Below are 21,007 nucleotides of genomic sequence, written 5' to 3'. Positions count from 1 at the left end.
CTTTTTTTTAGCTTTGTAGGATTTTTATCCCGTCGTTGTCGAAATTTAAAATTTCAACCCGAAAGCCTTTAAATTTATCTTGCAGTTTTTGTTTTAAATTTGTCGCATCGCCCGCATAAACTATGTTTAAAAAGCTCGATCCGCTACCTGAAAGCGTGCTCAAAAGAGCGCCGTTTTCGTAGGCTATCTTGCGCACTTCAAAGAGCTCGGGTAGGCTTTGCATACGGATTTGCTCGTGCATGACGTCTTTTGCCGCCGCCCTTAAAAGTTCGTAATTTTCGCTAAAAAAGCAAGCCGTAAGAAGTGCTGCATGAGAGAGGTTGCTAACGCACTCGCCCATCGTGAAATTTTTAGGTAGCTTAGTGCGCGATTCGTTCGTGCTCATAGGCTTATCAGGTATCACTACGACGGCTTTTATATCGGCGTTTAAAGGTTTTTTTAGGGATTTTACCTTACCGTTTTCAACGACCGAGCTTACAAAACCGCCAAGCGTAGCGGGAGCGATGTTGTCCGGGTGGTTTTCGTAAATGAGCGCGGTATTTAAAATCATACTTTTGTCAGCCTTAAAACCGGCCGCCGCGTAAGCCGCCGTGATAGCCGAAGTGATAACCGCAGAAGAGCTGCCAAGGCCGCGCGAAAAGGGGATTTGATTTGTAAAAATCATACGAAAAGTGTCTTTTTTACCCGTTAGCTTGAGGTAAATTTCATTAAAAATGGATAGAAAAATGTTGTTTTTTTTAAGAAGGGCGTTGTCTTTACCTTCGCCTAAAATGCTCACGGAGGCGAAATTCGCCCTCATTATCTCGACTTTGTTGTGTAGCTCTAGGGCGAGTCCTAGGGCGTCAAAACCGGGGCCTAGGTTTGCGCTCGTGGCGGGAACTAAAATTTGCAAAAAATCTCCTATACGGCTTGTATAACGTAATTTGGAAGAGTATCTAAATTTAGATTTAAAACGGCTAAATTTTGCGGCAAGCAAAATTCGCCGGCTTGCGCTTTTTGCAGTTTGATGCCCTCGGGCGTATCTACGAAGCTTAAGTTTTTATTCGCCCGTATCGGTGCGCCGCCGTTTAGCTCAAAGCCGCTAACTGCGTAAAATTCGCACTCTTTTACAATGCTGATCGTTTTTAAAACGACGTAGGCGACTTTCACGCCCATAAAGCTACCCGGGCCGTTTGCGTAGATGATTTTTTGCAGGTTAAATTCGCCGCCGTTTAAAATCTGATCCATTATTTTTACGAGGGAAACGTCGGATTTTTCTTCGCTTGAGATACGCTCTAAAAGCTCGCCGTTTTCGTCATAAACGCCGACGATCATCGGCGAGCTAAGAGCTATAACTAAAATTTGAATATTTTTTATGCAAATACCTTTTGATATTCGCGCGCTAGATCGTCTTTTAACGTGACGATTTCATAGTTTTTGGCGTCGCTTAGTATGGCTAGGGTTAGCTCGTGATTTAGCTCGTGACTGCCTGCAAAGCTCGTATAATCCGCCATTAAAGGCGCGCCCATAAGGCTTAGATCGCCGATCGCGTCTAAAATTTTATGGCGAACGAATTCGTTTTCAAAACGCAGGCCTTCCGGATTTAAAATTTTATTATCGTCTATGACCACGGCGTTGTCCAGGCTACCGCCGAGGGCTAAATTTTGCGCTCTTAGCATCTGCACGTCTTTTAAAAATCCAAACGTCCTGGCGCGCGAGATTTCTTCGATATAGGCTTGTTTGCTAAACTCGAATACGTAATTTTGCTCGCCGATTATCGGGTGGGCGAATTTGATCGTAAAGTCGAATTTGGGATTGTTTGAGGGCGTTACTCTGGCGAATTTTCCGTTTTTATTTACCTCCACGGGGCGCTTGATTACGATGACTTTTTTATCCGCGTCAAGCTCCGCCGTGCCCGCTTCGTCCAGCATCATACAGTAGCTTATCGCCGAGCCGTCCATTACCGGCACTTCGTTGGCGTCTAGGACGATGCGGACGTTGTCGATGCCGTAGCCGCTTATAGCGCTAAGGAGGTGTTCGATCGTCGAGATATAGCCCTCTTTGCCGCCGATGACGGTCGCCATTTGAGTGTTTATCACGTTTTTCGGCTCCGCTTTAAAGCTCGCTCCGAGGTCTTTTCTGTAAAATATTATTCCCGAATTCGCCCCGAGCGGCTCGAGCGTGATCTTTATCGGTTCGCCCTTGTGAAGCCCGATGCCCACGCCTTCTACAACCGATTTTATAGTTGTTTGTTTCAAATTTTAGCCCTTAAATTTCTAAATTCTCGCCATTATACAACAAATTCGTAACAAAATGATAAATTTATTCGACCATTTTTTTTGCCGCGCTCAAAACGCCGGTGACGTTGTCCTTCATCCAGCCGTTATCCATCCACTCTTCGGGGCGCACTTCTATACCTTGCACCAGCATACCAAAGTGCAAGTGATCTCCCATCGCTAGGCCGCTAACGCCGGTGTTTGCGATCACATCGCCCGCCTTGACGGAGTCGCCGGCTTTGACGTTTATCGAGCTGCAGTGGCCGTAGAGCGAAAACAGTCCGAATCCGTGGTCTATCAAAAGATTGCGTCCGTATATGCCGTTTTCGGCGGCAAATTCGACTATACCGTCGTTGCTGGCGACGATATTCGCTTTTTGCGTCGAGGCCAGGTCGATGCCCATATGCCAGCTTTCGCTTACTTCTTTGTTTTCAAAAGTGTAGTATCTGTGGTCGCCGAAGCTCGCTACGGCTTTGCTGTTTTTTAGCGGGTAAAATTTATTTATTTTAAAATTTTCCGCCGCATCTATTTCTACTTTCGCCGCGATTTGTGCGATGAGTTTTTCATTTATGGTGCGCAGATTTTCATTTACGAATCTCATCTTTTCTAAAATAGTCATCGCATCGTGATTTTTAGCGTATTGCTGAGCCAGCTCGGGGATTTTTTCGTTTAAAAATCTACTTTGACCGTCCAGTTTTATCTTTGAGACGCGGTATTTTTTATCTTGGTAGAAAAATCTTATCTTGCTTTTGGTTATATTTCCCGCCGCATCAAGCGCGACGACATCGGCGCTAAACGAGCCTTGCTGCGCCGGCCAAGCCACCAGCGAGGCGTAGTAGCCCTCTTTTACGAATTTGCTCGGGATAAATTTTTTACCGTAATTCGTCTCGATATAGACCTCTTTTAGCATCTCGTCGGTGGCTTTAAACACGACCGTTGCGCTACCGCCTTTTGTTATGGCGTATGAGTGGTTTAGGATGTTTACGTCGGGTTTTTTGTTATCGACGATGATTTTGACCTCTTTTTTTTGCGTGTTGCCGAAGAAAAATCCCCATTTGCTCGTATCCGTAGCCTCGATCACGATGTTGTAGATATCTTTTTGCGCGCCGAATCCCGTTTTCGGAAAGGTCAAATTTAAATCTACGATTTCAGACGGCGCTTCAAATTTTTGAGTTAACAAATTTATGCTGCCTTTTTCGTCTACGAGTGAAATTTTGACCGATTTTACGCCGCCTTCGTCGGTTATTTTGATCGGTAGGGGCGAGGTTAGGTTCCAGTAAATTTGATCTGAGATAGCGATACTGGGAGCTTCGCGCTCAAATGTTTTTGAAGTAAATAAAAAAGCTATCGCCGCAACTAAAAGCAAAAAAACAATACCGAAAAATATCAAATTCGAATTGCCGCGTCTTCTCATAAATTCTCCTAATCTCAAAGATGCGAATTTTACTAAAAAGCGATAAATTTAAGGTAAATTTGCGCCCGAATTTATAAAATTTCGCGTATTTTTCTAGCTTCGCCCATCCATTCTCGCAGCTCGTCCCACTTCTCGTTTTTGACTAAATTTTCGCATTCGTCCAGCTCTTTTTTGAAAAGGTCTATCGAATTTATCAAATTTTGCTTATTTTGCTTAAAGATATCCGTCCACATCACCGGCGAGCTTTTAGCGATCCTGATCATACCGTTAAATCCCGTTCCGCTTAGCGCGATGATATTTTTTTTGTTTTCCTTTTTTAGCACGCTGCTAGCTAGCGAAAAGCTGATGGCGTGAGGCAGGTGAGAGATGACGCTGGCGTGGTGATCGTGCTCCGCCGCGCTCATGAAAATAATCTTCATGCCCAGGTGCGAAAAAAGCTCGACCGAGCGCTTGACGTGCATCTCGCCGCTTTCTTTAAAGTCGCAGATGGCTACGACGGCGTCCTTAAAAAGTCCCGGAAACGCGGCGGTCGGACCGGAGTACTCGGTGCCCGCCATCGGGTGAGCCGGGATGAAATTTTGCCTGATGCTCTCCGGCACGGCTTCGATTATTTTTTGCTTCGTGCTACCAAGATCTACGATGGTCGTGTTTTCGCCGATGCCTTCAAATTCTTTGACGATTTTGATGATGCCTTCGACGGGGATGGCTAGAAATATCATATCGCACTTTTGCTTCATCCCCTCAAGCGTCAAAATTTCATGCACTAGACCGAGCTGCATCGCTTGTTTTTCGTGCTCTTTGTTTAGATCCGTGCCGCTAACGCAGCTGATTAGCTTTTCGTTTTTTAAACTGAGCCCGAGCGAGCCGCCGATGAGCCCTAAGCCTACGATACCGATTTTCATAAATTCGCCTTTTAAATTTATATTGTTTAAAAATAAAATGTGCTATTATACAGCCTTATCATCACTTTTAGGTTAAATCAATGAAAAAAAGCGTTTTTCTACTACTTTTGGGCGCCGTTTTGGCAAACGCCCAGCAGATAACTTCCATAAATTTTAAAGGTCTCATCCATCTGTCTTCTGAAACCGCAAAGGAGATAATGGGGCTAAAAGTCGGCGACGAGCTAAGCGGCGATAGCACGGATAGGGCGATCGCAAAGCTGTTTAGGCAGGGCTACTTCGACGATATCTATATCGAAAACGATGGTGGCGACGTGACCGTAACGGTAAAAGAAAAGCCTAGCATCGCTCGTATCGATATCAAGGGCGTAGTAACTAACGACAAAACCGCTATCGACGGACTAATCAACATCAAACAAGGCAATATGTACGACGAGCTAGCCATCGAGCGTGCAAAAGAGCGCATCAGGCAGTACTACGAGTCAAAAGGCTACTTCGACACGGTCGTAGACGTAACCAAAGAGCCCGTAGCGGGTAATGAAAGCAGCCTTTTTGTCACGATGAACATAAACCGCGGCGAAAATATCATAATAGAAAACGTAAATTTAGTCGGCGCAAAGCTTTTTGATTACGGCGATATCGAGCCCGTAGTAGCGAACAAAGAGCGCGAATTTATGGGCTGGATGTGGGGTAGAAACGACGGTAAGGTCAAGCTTTTCGAGCTACCGAACGATCCTGCAAGAATCCAAGATAAATATTACCAAAAAGGCTACCTGGACGCGACGGTCTCAAACCCGTATCTAAACGCCTATATGGACAACTACACCGCAGATCTCACCTACTATGTAACCGAGGGCGAGCAGTATAGAGTATCTAGCGTAGATATCGAAGTGCCCGAGTTTTTAGATATCGATAAAGAGAAAATTTTAAAAGACTTTAGGCTGGAGGGCGGCGACGTGATGAACTCCGCTCGTCTAAGACAAGATATGAAAAAGCTTGATGATATGGTAGCGGATAAAGGATATGCGTTTGTAAGGATAAATCCGAAAACCGAGAAAAACGTCGAGGATAGAACCGTCAGTATCGTCTATGAGGTCGTGCCGGACGAAAAAGTATATATAAGAAACGTGCAAATTTCCGGTAACGATAGAACCGTAGATAGGGTCGTCAGGCGCGAACTATACCTCACGGAGGGGAATTTATATAACAGAACCGACCTGCAAGACAGCAAAGACGCGCTAAAGCGAACGAGCTACTTTGATGAGGTCGAGATCGAAGAGTATCGCGTCGGAGAGAACCAAGTCGATCTACTCGTAAAAGTAAAAGAGGCCTCCACGGGCTCGATCAGCGGCGGTATCGGCTACGGCAGCTCGGACGGCTTGCTGCTTAATGCGAGCTTGTCGGATACGAACGTATTCGGTAGCGGTATGAAAGGCGTCGTAAGCGTCGATAGGAGCGACAATGAACTCTCCGGTCAGATAGGACTAACCAACCCGCGCCTTTTTGACTCCGAGTATAGCCTGGGCGGTACGCTCTACGCCAACAACTACGATTGGAACAACTACGACGAGAAATCATACGGTATGAACGTGGTGCTAGGTAGAAAACTCACTAGAAATTTAAGCGCTTCTATCGGATATATCATCGAGCAAAGCCGTATCAGCGGGCTTAGCGACGTGCTAAAAAGCGTCGGCTACAAGGACGGCAAAAGTATCAAAAGCTCTCTCATTCCGTCTATCACGTATAACAGCACGGATGATTATTACCTGCCTCGCACGGGTATCATCGCAAGCTCCAGCCTAGAGTTCGCAGGCGTTGGCGGCGACGAGAAATTTTTAAAGAGCAGAACGAATTTCAACTGGTATCAGGGTATCAGAGAGTGGGTCGATTACGATCTTATTTTCAGGCTTAAATCAAGCTTCGGCAAAATTTGGGATCGCGGCTACATACCGATCAACGAAAAGCTCTACCTGGGCGGTATCAGAAATCTGCGCGGCTTTGAGAGCAGGACGGTCGCGCCGAAGGTGAAGGTCTCAAACGGTCAGTGGTACGAGACGGGCGGCACTATCTCGTTTAACAGCTCCGCCGAGCTTAGCTTCCCGCTAATAGAGCGCGTGAAGATGCGCGGCGTGCTATTTTTCGACTACGGCGTCATAGAAGGTAAGCATAAAGCGGAAAAAAGAGCCGGGTATGAATATATCGACGGGCGTATCAGTAGATATAGCGCAGGCGTAGGCATCGAGTGGGTGACGCCGATGGGGCCGCTTCAGCTCATCTTTGCCAAGCCGCTTAAAAAGCAAGACGGCGACGATACCAGCACATTTGAATTTACCATCGGGCAGCGCTTCTAGGCTTATGCGGATGCGGCGTTTTGGTTGCAAGACGCCGTTTGCCCTTTAAATTTACAATTTTTCGCCGTAAACCACCGCTTTCGGCGTTACTTTAAAAAGCTTTATTTTTTAAATTTGCAAATTTTACTCAGGCGTTTAAAACTCCGAGGGCCTGCTTTTTACATCCGAATTTTTCAAATTTAAATTTGAATTTAAGCGGTCGGATTTTTTATTTTAAGCAAATTTCGGCTCAAATTTTAATTATCTTTACATCGACATAAGAAATTTTATTTGACGCTTTTGCGGATTTTTCGGAGTAAAATTTAGTCGAAAAATTTTAGAAAACATACGCATCGTTATTTGCGGAGCAAGCGCGCTTTTCTTTTAAATTTATCGTCAAATTTGAGCTCGGTAAAATTTGAAATTTTATGATTCCGCTTCGGCGTAAATTTTTACGAGTCGTATCTCGAAAGTAAAATTTAAAATCCTGCGGTCAAATTTGGGTTTTAAAATTTCATTGCCTTCGGCGCAATTCGTAAATTTTAGATAGAGCGTAAAACTGCGTAAAATTCGGCGTTAAATTTATGCTTTTTGCGCGGGTTTTTTAGAAATTTAAGTCGAATTTGCGGCGGTTTTTAAATCCAAATCCCGTAAATAAAACAAAATTTAGCGGCGAAGCTAAATTTGATTGCTCGCTTCAAGCGCTTCCAAAATCACCGTGACATGGCTGAAATTTATATCTTTTGTCGCTGTTAGTAGCGCTATTTTGCCATAAGTTTTTTCTAGTGATTTTAGCTCGTTTAGGCCAACTAGCGCCTCTTTGTTCGTAAGTTCTGCCATAAATTTGAGCTTAAATTCCTCAAATCCGGTTTCCCTGTTTTCGTGAAACCACGCCCTAAGTTCGCTTGAAGGCGTGACGGCTTTTAGCCACAAAAATGAGCTAAAAACTTCCTTTTTTATACCTCGCGGATAGAGTCTATCGACAAATACGCCGTAAAAATCGCTATTTTCGTCGTCTTTGATAAAATCATAAATCCTAAAAGCTTGAAACACGAAATATCCTTATATATCAAAATTTAACTCGAATTTTACTGCAAAAAGTAAAATTTGTTGGAGGAGCGAGCGATAAATTTTTAATATTAAGCCTTATTTTAACATCGCGGGCATATAACCGCCATCGTAAGCACTACCAACGACATCACCGCACAAATAGACGATATGGCGAATGTAATCGTAGCGGATGTAAGAAAGAATAAATTTTAATCCCGGCCGAATCAAGGGCGCAGGTTAAATTTGCACCTGAATTTGGCCTAAATTTACCCTGGAACGATTCCAAATTTGACTGTATTGTACTTTGGTACAATATACAAAATCCTAAAATAATTATATAATTGTCACAAATTTAAAACAAAGGAGCATTTATGCAAATTCAAGCCGGAGTGGTAAAAAGCATAGAGGGAAAAGTCGTAGCCGTAGACAGTAGCGGCGCCAAAAGAGAGCTAAACGTAGGAGACGTAGTCTATCTCGGAGAGAGTATCGTCGGACAGGATACGTCGTCTAAGATCGTGATCTCGGCAAATGACGGTAAAGATATCGTAATGTTGGGCAAGGACACGCTAATACTCGATCAAAGCGTATCGGTAAGCGAAGGTTTTGGAAACGAGGCGATGATGGCGGACGTCGAGGCATTGCAGCAAGCATTGCTAAACGGAACCGATCTCCAGGATCTGGAAGCGACCGCAGCGGGCGGAGACGACGGATCGGACGGCGTGAGCCTGGGTCAAGTCGCATTTACTCAAGGCGGACACATATCAAACGTAATCGCTGCCTATGGCGACCTAGGCGTAGCAAGCCAAAGTCCTCAGAGTAGTAGCGTATTTGCGGGTGCTGCCGTAAGCGGCGCCGCTGAGAATGTTAATTCTCAGCAATCACAACCTCAGGGGCCGAGTAATTCCGGCGGTTCTGCTGGTTCAGGCGGCTCTGGCGGCTTAGGTGGTTCCGGTGGTGGCTTAGGTGGCGGCGGTTCAAATCAACCGGGTAATCCTGGCGGTTCAGGTGGCAACTCGGGCGGTAATTCCGGCGGTTCCGGTGGTTCAGGCGGTGGCTCAGGTGGCTCAGGTGGCTCAGGTGGTGGTTCCGGCGGTTCTGGCGGCGGTTCAAATCAACCGGGTAATCCTGGTGGTTCTGGTGGTGGCTCCAATGGTGGTTCTGGCGGCGGTTCAGGCGGCTCTAATGGTGGCTCCGGCGGTGGCTCCGGCGGTGGCTCTGGTGGTGGTTCCAATGGTGGCTCCGGTGGCTCCAATGGCGGTTCCGGCGGCGGTTCAGGTGGCTCTGGCGGCGGTTCAGGTGGTTCAGGCGGTGGCTCAGGCGGTGGTTCAAACCAACCAAATCAACCGGGTAATCCTGGCGGCTCAGGCGGCTCCAATGGTGGTTCTAATGGTGGCTCTGGTGGTGGCTCCAATGGTGGTTCCGGCGGCGGCTCTAATGGTGGCTCAGGCGGCTCCAATGGCGGCTCTGGCAGTGGCTCAGGCGGCGGCGGTTCCAGTGGCGGCTCTGGCGGCGGTTCAAATCAACCGGGTAATCCTGGTGGTTCTGGTGGTGGCTCCAATGGTGGTTCTGGCGGCGGTTCAGGCGGCTCCAATGGTGGTTCTGGCGGTGGTTCCAATGGTGGTTCTAATGGCGGTTCAAATCAACCAAATCAACCGGGTAATCCTGGCGGTTCCGGTGGCTCCAATGGTGGCTCTGGCGGTGGTTCTGGCGGTGGCGGTTCAAATCAACCGGGTAATCCTGGTGGCTCAGGTGGTGGCTCCGGTGGCTCCAATGGTGGCTCTAATGGTGGCTCTGGCGGCGGTTCAGGTGGCTCAGGCGGTGGCGGTTCTGGCGGTGGCTCTGGTGGTGGCGGCGGTTCAAATCAACCGGGCGCATCGGGACCTTCGGCTCCAAAAGTTACATTCCCGGAGGATGCGGACAATAGCGGAACATTATCGCCTAAAGAAAATCAAACCGACGGCGATTCAGGTAGCACAACGGCAAGAATTACGATTCCTGATGACGCTAAACCGGGCGATACGTTAAAAACAACGGTAACGGGACCTGACGGAAAAACTACCACAACCGAGACTTTATTAACTCCGGAAATTATAAATAAAGGTTCGGTAGATATAAAAGTTCCGGTACAAGACGGTAAAACATCGTCCGTATCCTCTACTATAAAAGATCAAAGTGGAAACGAAAGCGCTCCGGGAAAAGGAAGTATCGATGTAGATGCATCGGGACCTTCGGCTCCAAAAGTTACATTCCCAGAGGATGCGGACAATAGCGGAACATTATCGCCTAAAGAAAATCAAACCGACGGCGATTCAGGTAGCACAACGGCAAGAATTACGATTCCTGATGACGCTAAACCGGGCGATACGTTAAAAACAACGGTAACGGGACCTGACGGAAAAACTACCACAACCGAGACTTTATTAACTCCGGAAATTGTAAATAAAGGTTCGGTAGATATAAAAGTTCCGGTACAAGACGGTAAAACATCGTCCGTATCATCTACTATAAAAGATCAAAGCGGAAACGAAAGCGCTCCGGGAAAAGGAAGTATCGATGTAGATGCGTCGGCACCTTCGGCTCCTGCAATAATGGAAATTCCTTCGTCCGCATACAATGCCGAGTTGGGACAATCCATATACGAGGGCAATTTGAGCGGTAAAAACAACTTTAGTACTCCTAAGGATTCCAATCCTTTGGATCACTCTAATAGTTATTTTAAAAACTTGGACGCGGCTCAGAACAATACAGGCTCTACAACGCCTCCAAGCAGCGAAGTGCAGAATATAAGATCCGGATTATCCGATGCATTTAAAAACGCTTTGCCGGACGGTATGGTTGAGGGCGGTAAAATTAAAAATTTAAAATCCCAAAATAAAACCGTAGGAAATGAATTATTTTATAAAGAATACGTAAATCACGATCCGGAAAAATTTGACTATCAAGACGGTTGGTTTGTAAGCAAAGATAAAAAAACCATCATAGGTTCGGATAAAGCCAAAAAGCTGGTAGTAGCAGGCGAAAATACCGATACTTCAGGATACGAAAATAAAGCGGATACTACCGTAGTAAAAGTGAAAGATAACGTAAAACCTAAAATTTTCGGCTCCGATAAGGCCGACGACATCACCGTAGACGGCGCTAAAGTAGGTATGATCTCGACCGGAACGGGAGACGACAAGATCACCGTCAAAAACGGAGGCGAAATTTCAACCAATATCAACAGCGGTAGCGGTAACGATACGATAAATGTAGACGGAGAAGGCACGAAGGTAAACGGCGAAGTAGTAAAAGACGAGCACGGTAACGATGTAAAACGCGGCGGTATTTTAGCCGGAGACGGTGACGATACTATTAACGTTACGAACAAAGCCGAGGTCAAGTCGGGAATTTACGACGGAGACGGCAACGATAAGATCAACGTAAAAGGCGGAGCTACCGTAGGAGACAAGGATTCAGCCGAGGCTCAACAACAAATGCATGCCGGCATACAGCTAGGCGACGGTAAAAATACGGTAACCGTCGAGGGCGCGGATACTAGCGTAAGCAGAATAACCGGCTATAAATTTGGCGAAGATAAAAACGGCGTAAAGGCTGAAACCCAGAACGATGTAACCGTAAAAGATAAGGCTACGGTGGCTTTCGATATAGACATAGACAATAGAAATGTCGATAAAGTAACGGTAGATAACGCCACCGTAAAAGGAACTATCTTTACAAATGGAGGCGATGACGAGATAAACGTCAATAAATCCAAAGTCGGCGGCGTATTGGGAGAAGGCGGCAACGATACGATAAATATAAACGATTCTACGATTGGCGGAGAGGGTAGCTTCTATGGCGATGTAAGGAATAAAGCTACCGGCAAATTCGACCTAACCGGAAGCGATAAGCATAACAGATCGGCATATCAGGGCGTAAACGGAGACCAGCATACGGAATCTGTCGAAAAGCATTGGCAACACGGCGATGATAAGATAAATATTACAAATTCGACCGTAGAAGGTAAAGTTTGGGGCGGTAGAGGTAACGACGATATAAATATAACCGATAGCACGGTTAAGAAAGGCGTATACGGCGATGCCGAGAATAAGCCAAACGGTAAAGACGGTAGCGTAGACGGTAACGATACCATAAATGTATCCGGCAGCACTATTGAAGGAATCATCAATGGCGAGGGCGGAGACGACAAGATCACCGTAGATAAATCCAAGGTAGCGGGACAAAGCGCCAAAAATAGCAAAGGCCAGACTATCAAAGAGGCTATCATGGGCAAAGAGGGCAATGACGAGATCTCGGTTCAAAACAAATCTAACGTAGATGGCAACATTTCCGGAGATCAAGGAGACAATAAAATAAATGTAGATGGAGGCTCGAAAGTAGCCGGTTGGGTTTACGGAGCGAACGCTAAAGATACTAATATGTATAATGAAACCGGAAACAACACCATAACCGTTGCCGGGGAAAATACCGAGGTGTCACGTGTCGGCGACGTAAGCTCCGGCGACTCTAAGATAACCATCAGCGATAAAGCAACGGTAAAATCGGTTCATGGCGATAAAGGCACAGATACTATTACGGTAGATAACGCCACCGTGACCGAGAAGATAGAGGGCGGACATGGCGACGATATTATCAATATCAAAAACGGAGCCAAAGTAAAAGAAGTCAAAGGAGACCTTGATAACGATACAATTAAAGTTGCCGACAAAAACACCCATGTAGAAAAAGTGGATGGAGACAAAGGCGACGACACGCTCATCGTCGAAAACGGCGCGAAGGTTGATAACACCGTCTTGGATGTAGGCAACGACACCAAGATGACCACGACTAATAATAACGGCAATCTGACCATAAACAGTCTGGATAAAGGCGACACCATCGATCTCTCAAAAATCGCGAAAGTAACGGAAAATATCAACTCCGTAGACGCAAGCGCCGTAAATAACGCCGTAGTAAATGTGGATCCAAAAGACGTGCTAGACCTTGGCTCAGAAAATAAGACGCTAGAGATCAAGGGCGGTAGCGACGATACCGTAAAATCAAAATCTAGCGGCCAATGGAACGCGGACGGAGCGGATGCTACGCATAAGTCATTTACCGGCAGCGCAAACGACAACAGCGGCGTGACGCAGACGGTAACGATCAAGGTAGAAAACGAGGTCGCGACCGATCTGTAAGACCGTTTGCCAAATTTGGCAAACGAATCAAATTTGACCGACTCGGCGGATTTAAATTTGCCGAGTTAAAAATAATTTCCAAATTTCGTCTCGTAAATTTACCCCAAAGGCTAAATTTTGCGAGACGAATTTAAATAAATTTTTATTCGCAGCCTCTACGGCGCACTTCGATAAACGACATACTTTTTACGGTAGCCAGATAAGATAAAATTTCCCGAATTTGCTTTAGGGTTCGCGCTAAATTCTGTAATGTTTTTATAAATTTTATCTCAATTTAAAATTTCGCTCTCGTTTAGAGACGCTTAAAGGCTATTTTTCCTTAAATTTTGTTGTTTTATCAAAATAACCGCCTTTTGTTAAAATCCCGGTAAAATTCGCTTTTAAAATCAGCCGTTTTCGCTCTCGCAATCCAGGAAGCAATCATCCTTTACGCGCGATATTAGTCGCTTTTTAAGGAGCAGTTGCCGACGCGGGATAAAATTTGTCAAATTTAGTCGGCATAAAAATCAGCCGAATTTAGATAAAATCCAAAATACAAAAATCAAAAAGGAGAAAAATGAACGCGTTTTTGCAGGGCTTACTTCTAGGTTTTAGCGCGGCGGTACCGATAGGGCCCGTAAACGTGATGATAATGAGCGCGGCGATAAATTCGTTTCGGTCGGCTTTTGCCATAGGGCTTGGCGCGATGAGTGCGGATGTAGCGTATCTGCTGCTTTTGGCGTTTGGCGTGCTGGGGTATCTGCAAGGCGAGATAATAGAAAAAATCATCGGCGCTTTTGGCTTTTGCTACCTTGCCTACATCTCTTACGTCATCTTTAAAAACGCCGACAAACCCATAAGAGCGCAAGCGCAGGGCGTGCAGGCAAATTTTACCAAAAACTATGCGAAAGGGCTTTTCGTCACGCTTGTAAATCCTTATACCGTTGGCTTTTGGCTTAGCGTGGCTAGCTTTGCGAAAAGCTTTGAAAATGCGGGCGCGGTTGTTGCGGGACTGGTTGCGGCGATATTTATCTGGATCGCCTCGATGCCGTTTGCCGTGCATAAAAGCGCTAAATTTATCTCGCAAAATGTCGCAAAGTGGATAAATTACGTCTGCGCGGTCATTTTGCTGGGTTTTGCATTTTTTTTATCGTATAAATTATTTTTATAAATTTGAGCTTTAATAATTAACTTAAGTAAATAATGATAAAATGGGAGCAAAATTTTTAAAGAAGATTGATGCAAAATTTAGAATTAAAAAAATCGACAAGGCGCCTCATCGTGTTGCCGGTCGCCATACTCGTAGTATGTTCGTGCCTGGCGATGTGTTTTATATTTTATAATAAATTTCAAGATTCGACCAATTACCCTTCAAACGTCAGTATAGACGAAAAGGTCGAAGCGTATATGAATATAATCGAAATCATATATAAAGATATCGCAAAGCGCGATATAAAGGAGTTTCAACGCTACTCTGAGGCTATTAAAGCCGTGCCGTCTTGGATATTTAAGCAAACGAGCGACAAAAATGAGCTTACGGTGCTAGCCAGCTCGCAGTATCCGAATCTAATAGGCGAAAATTTACCTTATAAATTTTGCGATATGAGCGGCAAAGCTCATACAAATTTGGAGCAAAAAGGCGTCTATAAGCGCATCAGCCTTATTCCCGATAACAAAGTCGAGGTTTGCTATTTTAAGAAAATAGATGGCGTGATACTTGGTTATAATATGATTCACAACGTCAAAATTTCAGGCTTTGGCGACCCGCTTTTTGCGCAATGGTTTGCGGTAAATATGAAAAACGCTTTCATCGTAACGAGCATTATGGTGCTCATTTGTATTTTTCAGTATTTGCTCTTTTACAAAAGCATCCGTGACAATCAAATTTCACTGGTAAAAAGCAACGAAAAGCTTTTAGAAAATAACGCCCAGATGCAAAAGCGCCTTTATAGCGACGCTTTGACGGGCTTGCCTAACAAAACAGCCCTAGAGCGCGACACGGAGACGATGAAAAATCCTAAAATCATCATTATGGATATCGACGAATTTAGGAAAATGAATAACTACTTCGGCGCCGCGGTTTGCGATCAAATTTTGCTAAAAATGACGCAAATTTCGCAAAAATTCGCCGACGATAACGGTATGGCGGTTTACCGCGTCGGTGCAGATCAGTTCGCGCTGGTCGAGGATGCGGAGCTTTTTATCGACAGATACGAGGATCTGGCTACCGAGCTTTTAGACAATATCAAAGGCCTGGTCATCGACGTAGCCACCGAGGACGGCGAGCAAAACGAGATAGAGATCCATTGCACGGTGGGCTTTGCGCTTGACGAGACGGATACGTTTAAAAAGGCGATGACGGCGCTGGAGTTTGCTAAACAAACCGGGAAAGATTATTTTTGCTACTTTAAAAATATCGACGATACGCCTCAATATGCAGAGCAAATAGAACGCTCAAATATGATACGAAACGCCATCATAAACGACAAAATCGTGCCGTTTTATCAGCCGATATTTAACAAAGACAAACAAATTTTAAAGTATGAAACGCTGATCCGCATACAAAATAGCAACGAAATCATCTCGCCAAGCATCTTTTTGGAGGTCTCAAAACGCATCAAACGCTACACCGATATCGAAAAAATGCTCATCGAAAAGAGCTTTAAGCTAATCGCCGATAAGCCGGAAACTATGATCTCGGTAAATCTATCGGGACGCGATATGACCGACGGCGACGTGAGCGTATTTATCATCGAAAAGATGAATAAATATAAGGTGGCCGGGCGCGTGATATTTGAGATACTCGAAGACGAAAATATCGAAAACATCGAGCGTATCAGCGCCTTTATCGAGCGCGTGCGCAGGATGGGCGCAAAGATCGCCATAGACGACTTTGGTTCGGGATACAGCAACTTCTCCTACATCCTAAAACTAAAACCCGACTATATCAAAATCGACGGCTCTATCATCAAAAATATCGACTCAAGCGAGGACTCGCGCGCGATTGCCGGCGCCATCATCGCTTTTGCCAAAAAGCTTGATATCACCATTATCGCCGAATTTGTCCATTCAAAAGAGGTTTTTGACGCTTGTATAGAGCTTGGCGTGGATGAATTTCAGGGCTTTTATCTAGGCGAGCCCAGCGATACTCTAAGCGAAGATAAAGTCGCAGACGAATGATTTTTGAAAGAGCTAGATTTTGCGCTTTTATCTATGAAAACGGCTGGAGAAGCAAGGCTTGATTAAATTTAGCTGCGTATTTTAACGCAGCGCATTAGTTTATTCTAATCTATCTCGCATCGTTACAAATTTGTTTTTTACGAAAATTCGGCGAGAGCGAGAGTTACCATATTTGTTTTTGTAACGCATCGATATTTGGCGAATGCGGGGAAGAGTAGGCCTTTTGACGGCCGTATCCATACTTGCATTTTGTACAAATACAAAAAAGCGAGCGGCTCGGGTAAAAAATGGCGGCAAATTTGACGCGGGAAATTTGACGAAAATGCGCCGAAAATGAGACGAGCGATGAGAGGCGAACTCTATAAATCTAGGCTCTCTTTAACTTAAGCTCACACAAAGGAGTATTAAGTTACGATGAGAACTATGTTCTTGAAAAGTAACGAGCGTAGCGAAGTTAAAAAACAAATATATAGTCCGTTCCCGAATTTCAGAGAAGAAATTTAGAGAAATTCTCAAGTACTTTACAGAAGACATAGAAGCATCAAAGATATCAAATTTAACTAAAATTTCAGAAGTAACGCTATGTAAAATCTTTAGGGAAATAAGAATTCTTATGTCTAAAGAGTGTGAAAAGATAAGCAAATTTAGCGGTGAGATTTCCAGCTCGCAAGCTCGCCTAGAAGCTTCGCTTTGAGATTGATGAAAGTTACTTCGGAGCTAAAAGAGTAAGAGGCCTTGTGCTCGCACTCTCTTTGAGAAAAGAGGTAGAGGCGCAAGTGGAAAGCAATCGGTATTTAACTTCGCTTAGCGTCGCTTCGCTAGCTACCGTCGCCTAATGGCTCGAGACCGCTCGTTACTGCGAGCAGAACGGTATGCTTAAAAGAGACGGTAAGGTCTATACCAAGACTAGTTAAAAACTGTTCTGCTAGTGAACTAATACCCATACTATCGCAATATAGCAAGCTTGATAGCTCTACTAAATATTTAGATTGTTGGAAAGCTTACGATGGCTTGGTTGATTATGGAGCTAAAGCACACTACAGAGTAAAACATTCAAAGAATGAATTCGCTAATGGTAAAAATCATATAAATGGCATTGAGAATTTCTGGGGATACGCTAAACATAGACTAGCTAAATTTAAAGGGATAAAGAAAGAGAATTTTCTGTTGCACCTAAAGGAATGCGAATTTAGATATAATACTAAAACTACACAGGAAAACTTATATCAGAAACTGTTAAAATTGATAAGAGGTCTTGTAAGTAGCAAGACGTAGTCGCAGCTAAAAATCCGCTTAAGTTTAATTGAGCCTAAATCAAAAGAATCAAGAGAATTTAGAAATATCAAATTCAAACAAAGCTTATCAAAACGAGATCAAGAGCTTGCAAGACTCAAAAGAGAGCTTGACAAACAAATACAAAAACGCACTCAATGGCTTGAAGCACAGGTTAGTAGAGTGCCGAAGCGAAGCAGATACATTCAAAATACTATCGGTGATCTTGACGATAGCAGCGATTTTGGTATCTATATACGCATGGAGGCTATATCTACAAAAGAACGATTTAATCCAAGAAAATCAGACTATGAAGATGTATATAAAGCAGAATATAGATGGCGAGCAATAAATCATAAACATAATATTTTTAATGAAAGGATATTTGACAATGACTTTACTAGAGCAAACATTATTAGTGCAATTAGAAGAAAAAGAGAAGCAAGAGCAAGATCGGATGGCATTATTAAAGCAGCTATCGACGGAATACGACTCGTTAAGCGACGAATTAGCCAAGTTGCAAACGCAATTAATAAACGATACGAACTCTTTGTCTCAAGAATTAGAGAATGTGCAAATACAATTAACAAGCTTACAGAAGGAATCCGAAAACCGGACGTTTTTACAAGAGAAACACAAAACGCAACTAGAGAATTTGGGGAAGTCGCTAGAAAGTATGTATTAAGCCGTATACCCGAAGATATAAAGATGGACGAAAGTAAGATAAAAAGGAAGGAGATTAGAGGCGTCGGAGTTGGTGGAGATATGGGAATGGGTTAATTGCCTCAATACCGCCTGTACGACACAACCTGTCATTAGCTTATGTTAAATTTACGTCGTAATTTAAATCAAAGGAGAAAAAGTGCTAAAGTACATAATTGGAGGCGTGGCGTTAGTGGCCATTGGATACGGACTTAAAAAATATCTCGACAAATTTGAGATGCACACATAACTAAGTAGCAAAACGCAAAACAATGTCAAAATGGACAATCTTGATACAAATGAAACAGACATAGCAAACTCGGTGTGCCCTAAGGGTGATAATTTTTTAGAAATTAGAGCAATGGAAAAAAGTCGTAAATTTAACAAAACAATTCATTGTCTTTTTGTGTCATTGAGAAGTTTGCAAGAAAAACTATCAAGCGTGGAAAATTTGCCAGAGCTAAAATCCGCTTACTCGTCTATCAGTGGCGAAAATATCTTGAGATTTAAAGACTTTGATGCTCAAAATTTCAGCAAATTTTTCTATATATTTATAGACTACAAGGAGGATCTACAGATTTTGTGCGATCTAAATTTAATGATAGATTATGCGCTAGAATGTATGATAGAAAACAATATTTCTAAGCTTGATGCCGTACAAAAAATGCAAGAGATTACTGTAAATTTGATGCAGAACAACAAGAGATAATTATCAAGCTGCTTGAACTAAACAATGTTTTAGAGAGCTAAGGTCTGCCACGCAAATGAAGGAAATAGCAACCATCTTTAAGGATACGGTGGGAGTATATAAAAGGTATTATGATCAGAAATTTTTTAAGGAAAAAATTTCTGAATAAGATTGTGTTTGTAGCTGTTCTAGAGGTGGGAGCTTATGGAGTTAAAAAGTATTTGCAAAGCTATACGAATAGGCAAAGATTTTTTGATATATTAGACGATACGGTAAGTTTTGTCAAAAAAAGCGTAAAAAGAGGCTTTGAGCAAGATATCGGGGCTGATTTTTCATGTGAGATTAGAGAGGTATTTTATACGTTTGAATCTATGAAAAGTAAAAGTTTTGAGATATTTTTTGAGCTTCAAAAAGCACTTACCGAGATAAGGAATATAAAAACAAGGCTCAACGGAACTTAAGCGGATTTTTAGCTGCGACTACGTCTTGCTACTTACAAGACCTCTTATCAATTTTAACAGTTTCTGATATAAGTTTTCCTGTGTAGTTTTAGTATTATATCTAAATTCGCATTCCTTTAGGTGCAACAGAAAATTCTCTTTCTTTATCCCTTTAAATTTAGCTAGTCTATGTTTAGCGTATCCCCAGAAATTCTCAATGCCATTTATATGATTTTTACCATTAGCGAATTCATTCTTTGAATGTTTTACTCTGTAGTGTGCTTTAGCTCCATAATCAACCAAGCCATCGTAAGCTTTCCAACAATCTAAATATTTAGTAGAGCTATCAAGCTTGCTATATTGCGATAGTATGGGTATTAGTTCACTAGCAGAACAGTTTTTAACTAGTCTTGGTATAGACCTTACCGTCTCTTTTAAGCATACCGTTCTGCTCGCAGTAACGAGCGGTCTCGAGCCATTAGGCGACGGTAGCTAGCGAAGCGACGCTAAGCGAAGTTAAATACCGATTGCTTTCCACTTGCGCCTCTACCTCTTTTCTCAAAGAGAGTGCGAGCACAAGGCCTCTTACTCTTTTAGCTCCGAAGTAACTTTCATCAATCTCAAAGCGAAGCTTCTAGGCGAGCTTGCGAGCTGGAAATCTCACCGCTAAATTTGCTTATCTTTTCACACTCTTTAGACATAAGAATTCTTATTTCCCTAAAGATTTTACATAGCGTTACTTCTGAAATTTTAGTTAAATTTGATATCTTTGATGCTTCTATGTCTTCTGTAAAGTACTTGAGAATTTCTCTAAATTTCTTCTCTGAAATTCGGGAACGGACTATATATTTGTTTTTTAACTTCGCTACGCTCGTTACTTTTCAAGAACATAGTTCTCATCGTAACTTAATACTCCTTATGTTTGTATTAAGTTCCGATGAGCCTTTGATATTCAAACAGGCTAGCGGTTGATTTTCTATGGGCAATCAAAGGCTACCTATATTTTAGTGCTTAGTGCAATTTGGTGCTACATTAGCTATGGCATAAGCCGTCAAATTGGCTTTAAGTGCGCGCAAGAGCAGTAAAAGATGTGCCCGATAATTGTTGAAGGCGGCTATAAGATTGAGATTGCTGATGTTGTTTCTAAAAGGAATAGGAGTAGCTATGCAACAATTGACTCTTCCGAAAGACTTCATAATAAAACACAAATACTTTTAACAAAATGGTTTGCAAGATTATAAATTTACCAAAGAATTATGGTCGTGCTTGTGAATATATACCAAATAATGAAGTTATACTTAAGCATGTTCAAAGAATGGATGGTGACCTATGGCAACGTACATCGCACAAACTATTTACGTTGCATATAGTGCTGATGCAAAAACATACAAATTTGATAGCCGCTACTCGGTTACCAAATTTAACCAAGCTGGGGTTTTAGGGGTGCCCTGCTAACGAGTATGATTTGTATTGCGGGTGAAATCCGTAATACAAATAGTATGCTCGCCCGATAAAAACGTAAAATTTATTTTTGATAATAGTTACTGTGTCCATCCGTATGATTTGTAATACGTGAAAAACAAAAATACCTATAGCATTTTTATATTTGTCAAATCTGCAG

The 21,007-nt window shown here is 43.3% G+C and carries 14 protein-coding genes and 2 pseudogenes; 9 read left to right on the top strand and 7 right to left on the bottom strand.

All coding sequences use genetic code 11. The features are described from left to right. Positions 1–7 precede the first annotated feature (7 nt). The 5 genes from thrB to CRECT_RS10010 form a co-directional block, all read right to left on the bottom strand. Positions 8–892: a homoserine kinase gene (gene thrB / locus CRECT_RS10030; protein WP_171992724.1), complete on the bottom strand. Its 885-nt coding sequence runs from the start codon at positions 890–892 to the stop codon at positions 8–10. 8 nt (positions 893–900) lie between these two features. Beyond that, complete coding sequence (locus tag CRECT_RS10025) at positions 901–1,314, bottom strand: hypothetical protein (RefSeq protein WP_002943636.1); 414 nt, start codon at positions 1,312–1,314, stop codon at positions 901–903. 38 nt (positions 1,315–1,352) lie between these two features. After that, complete coding sequence (lpxC, locus tag CRECT_RS10020; RefSeq protein WP_002943701.1) at positions 1,353–2,237, bottom strand: UDP-3-O-acyl-N-acetylglucosamine deacetylase; 885 nt, start codon at positions 2,235–2,237, stop codon at positions 1,353–1,355. A gap of 64 nt (positions 2,238–2,301) precedes the next feature. Further along, a complete protein-coding gene (gene pgp6 / locus CRECT_RS10015) occupies positions 2,302–3,669 on the bottom strand; it encodes a peptidoglycan metallopeptidase Pgp6 (protein ID WP_002943892.1) in 1,368 nt (455 codons plus the stop codon). Positions 3,670–3,740: 71 nt separating this feature from the next. After that, a complete protein-coding gene (locus tag CRECT_RS10010) occupies positions 3,741–4,571 on the bottom strand; it encodes a prephenate dehydrogenase (protein WP_002943667.1) in 831 nt (276 codons plus the stop codon). 80 nt (positions 4,572–4,651) lie between these two features. Between CRECT_RS10010 and bamA the strand changes: the two genes are divergently transcribed. Beyond that, on the top strand, positions 4,652–6,919 hold the full coding sequence (gene bamA, locus CRECT_RS10005; RefSeq protein WP_002943779.1) for an outer membrane protein assembly factor BamA: 2,268 nt from the start codon (positions 4,652–4,654) through the stop codon (positions 6,917–6,919). A gap of 657 nt (positions 6,920–7,576) precedes the next feature. On the opposite strand, the gene CRECT_RS10000 is transcribed toward bamA, so the two are convergent. After that, positions 7,577–7,951, bottom strand: coding sequence for a DUF488 domain-containing protein (locus CRECT_RS10000; RefSeq protein WP_002943782.1), 375 nt, complete (start codon positions 7,949–7,951; stop codon positions 7,577–7,579). Between the two features lie 368 nt (positions 7,952–8,319). Here CRECT_RS10000 and CRECT_RS09995 point away from each other — a divergent pair, with 368 nt between their 5' ends. The 7 genes and pseudogenes from CRECT_RS09995 (at position 8,320) to CRECT_RS09965 (ending at position 19,407) form a co-directional block, all read left to right on the top strand. After that, a complete protein-coding gene (locus CRECT_RS09995) occupies positions 8,320–13,125 on the top strand; it encodes a retention module-containing protein (RefSeq protein ID WP_171992723.1) in 4,806 nt (1,601 codons plus the stop codon). 556 nt (positions 13,126–13,681) lie between these two features. After that, positions 13,682–14,275, top strand: coding sequence for a LysE family transporter (locus CRECT_RS09990; protein ID WP_002946137.1), 594 nt, complete (start codon positions 13,682–13,684; stop codon positions 14,273–14,275). A 68-nt stretch (positions 14,276–14,343) separates the two neighbouring features. Next, complete coding sequence (locus CRECT_RS09985) at positions 14,344–16,284, top strand: EAL domain-containing protein (RefSeq protein ID WP_002946139.1); 1,941 nt, start codon at positions 14,344–14,346, stop codon at positions 16,282–16,284. A gap of 469 nt (positions 16,285–16,753) precedes the next feature. Beyond that, positions 16,754–17,559, top strand: a pseudogene (locus CRECT_RS09980) (IS1595 family transposase). Positions 17,560–17,739: 180 nt separating this feature from the next. Beyond that, positions 17,740–18,336 carry a hypothetical protein gene (locus CRECT_RS09975; RefSeq protein ID WP_124853112.1) on the top strand — a complete coding sequence of 199 codons (597 nt, stop codon included), beginning with the start codon at positions 17,740–17,742 and terminating at the stop codon, positions 18,334–18,336. 343 nt (positions 18,337–18,679) lie between these two features. Continuing rightward, the gene (locus CRECT_RS09970) at positions 18,680–18,967 is read left to right on the top strand and encodes a hypothetical protein (protein WP_002946237.1); all 288 of its coding nucleotides are present in this window, start codon (positions 18,680–18,682) and stop codon (positions 18,965–18,967) included. Between the two features lie 110 nt (positions 18,968–19,077). After that, on the top strand, positions 19,078–19,407 hold the full coding sequence (locus tag CRECT_RS09965; protein ID WP_124853114.1) for a hypothetical protein: 330 nt from the start codon (positions 19,078–19,080) through the stop codon (positions 19,405–19,407). 18 nt (positions 19,408–19,425) lie between these two features. On the opposite strand, the pseudogene CRECT_RS09960 reads toward CRECT_RS09965, so the two are convergent. Further along, positions 19,426–20,231: pseudogene (locus CRECT_RS09960) on the bottom strand (IS1595 family transposase). A 484-nt stretch (positions 20,232–20,715) separates the two neighbouring features. On the opposite strand from CRECT_RS09960, the gene CRECT_RS13000 reads away from it, so the two are divergent. After that, positions 20,716–20,841: a hypothetical protein gene (locus CRECT_RS13000; protein WP_257792176.1), complete on the top strand. Its 126-nt coding sequence runs from the start codon at positions 20,716–20,718 to the stop codon at positions 20,839–20,841. Positions 20,842–21,007: the final 166 nt, after the last annotated feature.

The sequence above is a fragment of the Campylobacter rectus genome, assembly GCF_004803795.1.
GTDB classification, from domain to species: Bacteria; Campylobacterota; Campylobacteria; order Campylobacterales; family Campylobacteraceae; genus Campylobacter_A; species Campylobacter_A rectus.
The sequence above is the reverse complement of the archived record's forward strand: the minus strand, read 5'-3'. Positions and strand labels throughout refer to the sequence as shown.

Excerpts from the sequence above, each read along its gene's own strand:
- CRECT_RS10025 (WP_002943636.1), bottom strand. The coding sequence starts at position 1,314 with ATGATCGTCGGCGTTTATGACGAAAACGGCGAGCTTTTAGAGCGTATC.
- pgp6 (WP_002943892.1), bottom strand. The coding sequence starts at position 3,669 with ATGAGAAGACGCGGCAATTCGAATTTGATATTTTTCGGTATTGTTTTT.
- CRECT_RS10010 (WP_002943667.1), bottom strand. The coding sequence starts at position 4,571 with ATGAAAATCGGTATCGTAGGCTTAGGGCTCATCGGCGGCTCGCTCGGG.
- bamA (WP_002943779.1), top strand. The coding sequence starts at position 4,652 with ATGAAAAAAAGCGTTTTTCTACTACTTTTGGGCGCCGTTTTGGCAAAC.
- CRECT_RS09995 (WP_171992723.1), top strand. The coding sequence starts at position 8,320 with ATGCAAATTCAAGCCGGAGTGGTAAAAAGCATAGAGGGAAAAGTCGTA.
- CRECT_RS09990 (WP_002946137.1), top strand. The coding sequence starts at position 13,682 with ATGAACGCGTTTTTGCAGGGCTTACTTCTAGGTTTTAGCGCGGCGGTA.
- CRECT_RS09985 (WP_002946139.1), top strand. The coding sequence starts at position 14,344 with ATGCAAAATTTAGAATTAAAAAAATCGACAAGGCGCCTCATCGTGTTG.
- CRECT_RS09965 (WP_124853114.1), top strand. The coding sequence starts at position 19,078 with ATGATCAGAAATTTTTTAAGGAAAAAATTTCTGAATAAGATTGTGTTT.
- CRECT_RS13000 (WP_257792176.1), top strand. The coding sequence starts at position 20,716 with ATGGCAACGTACATCGCACAAACTATTTACGTTGCATATAGTGCTGAT.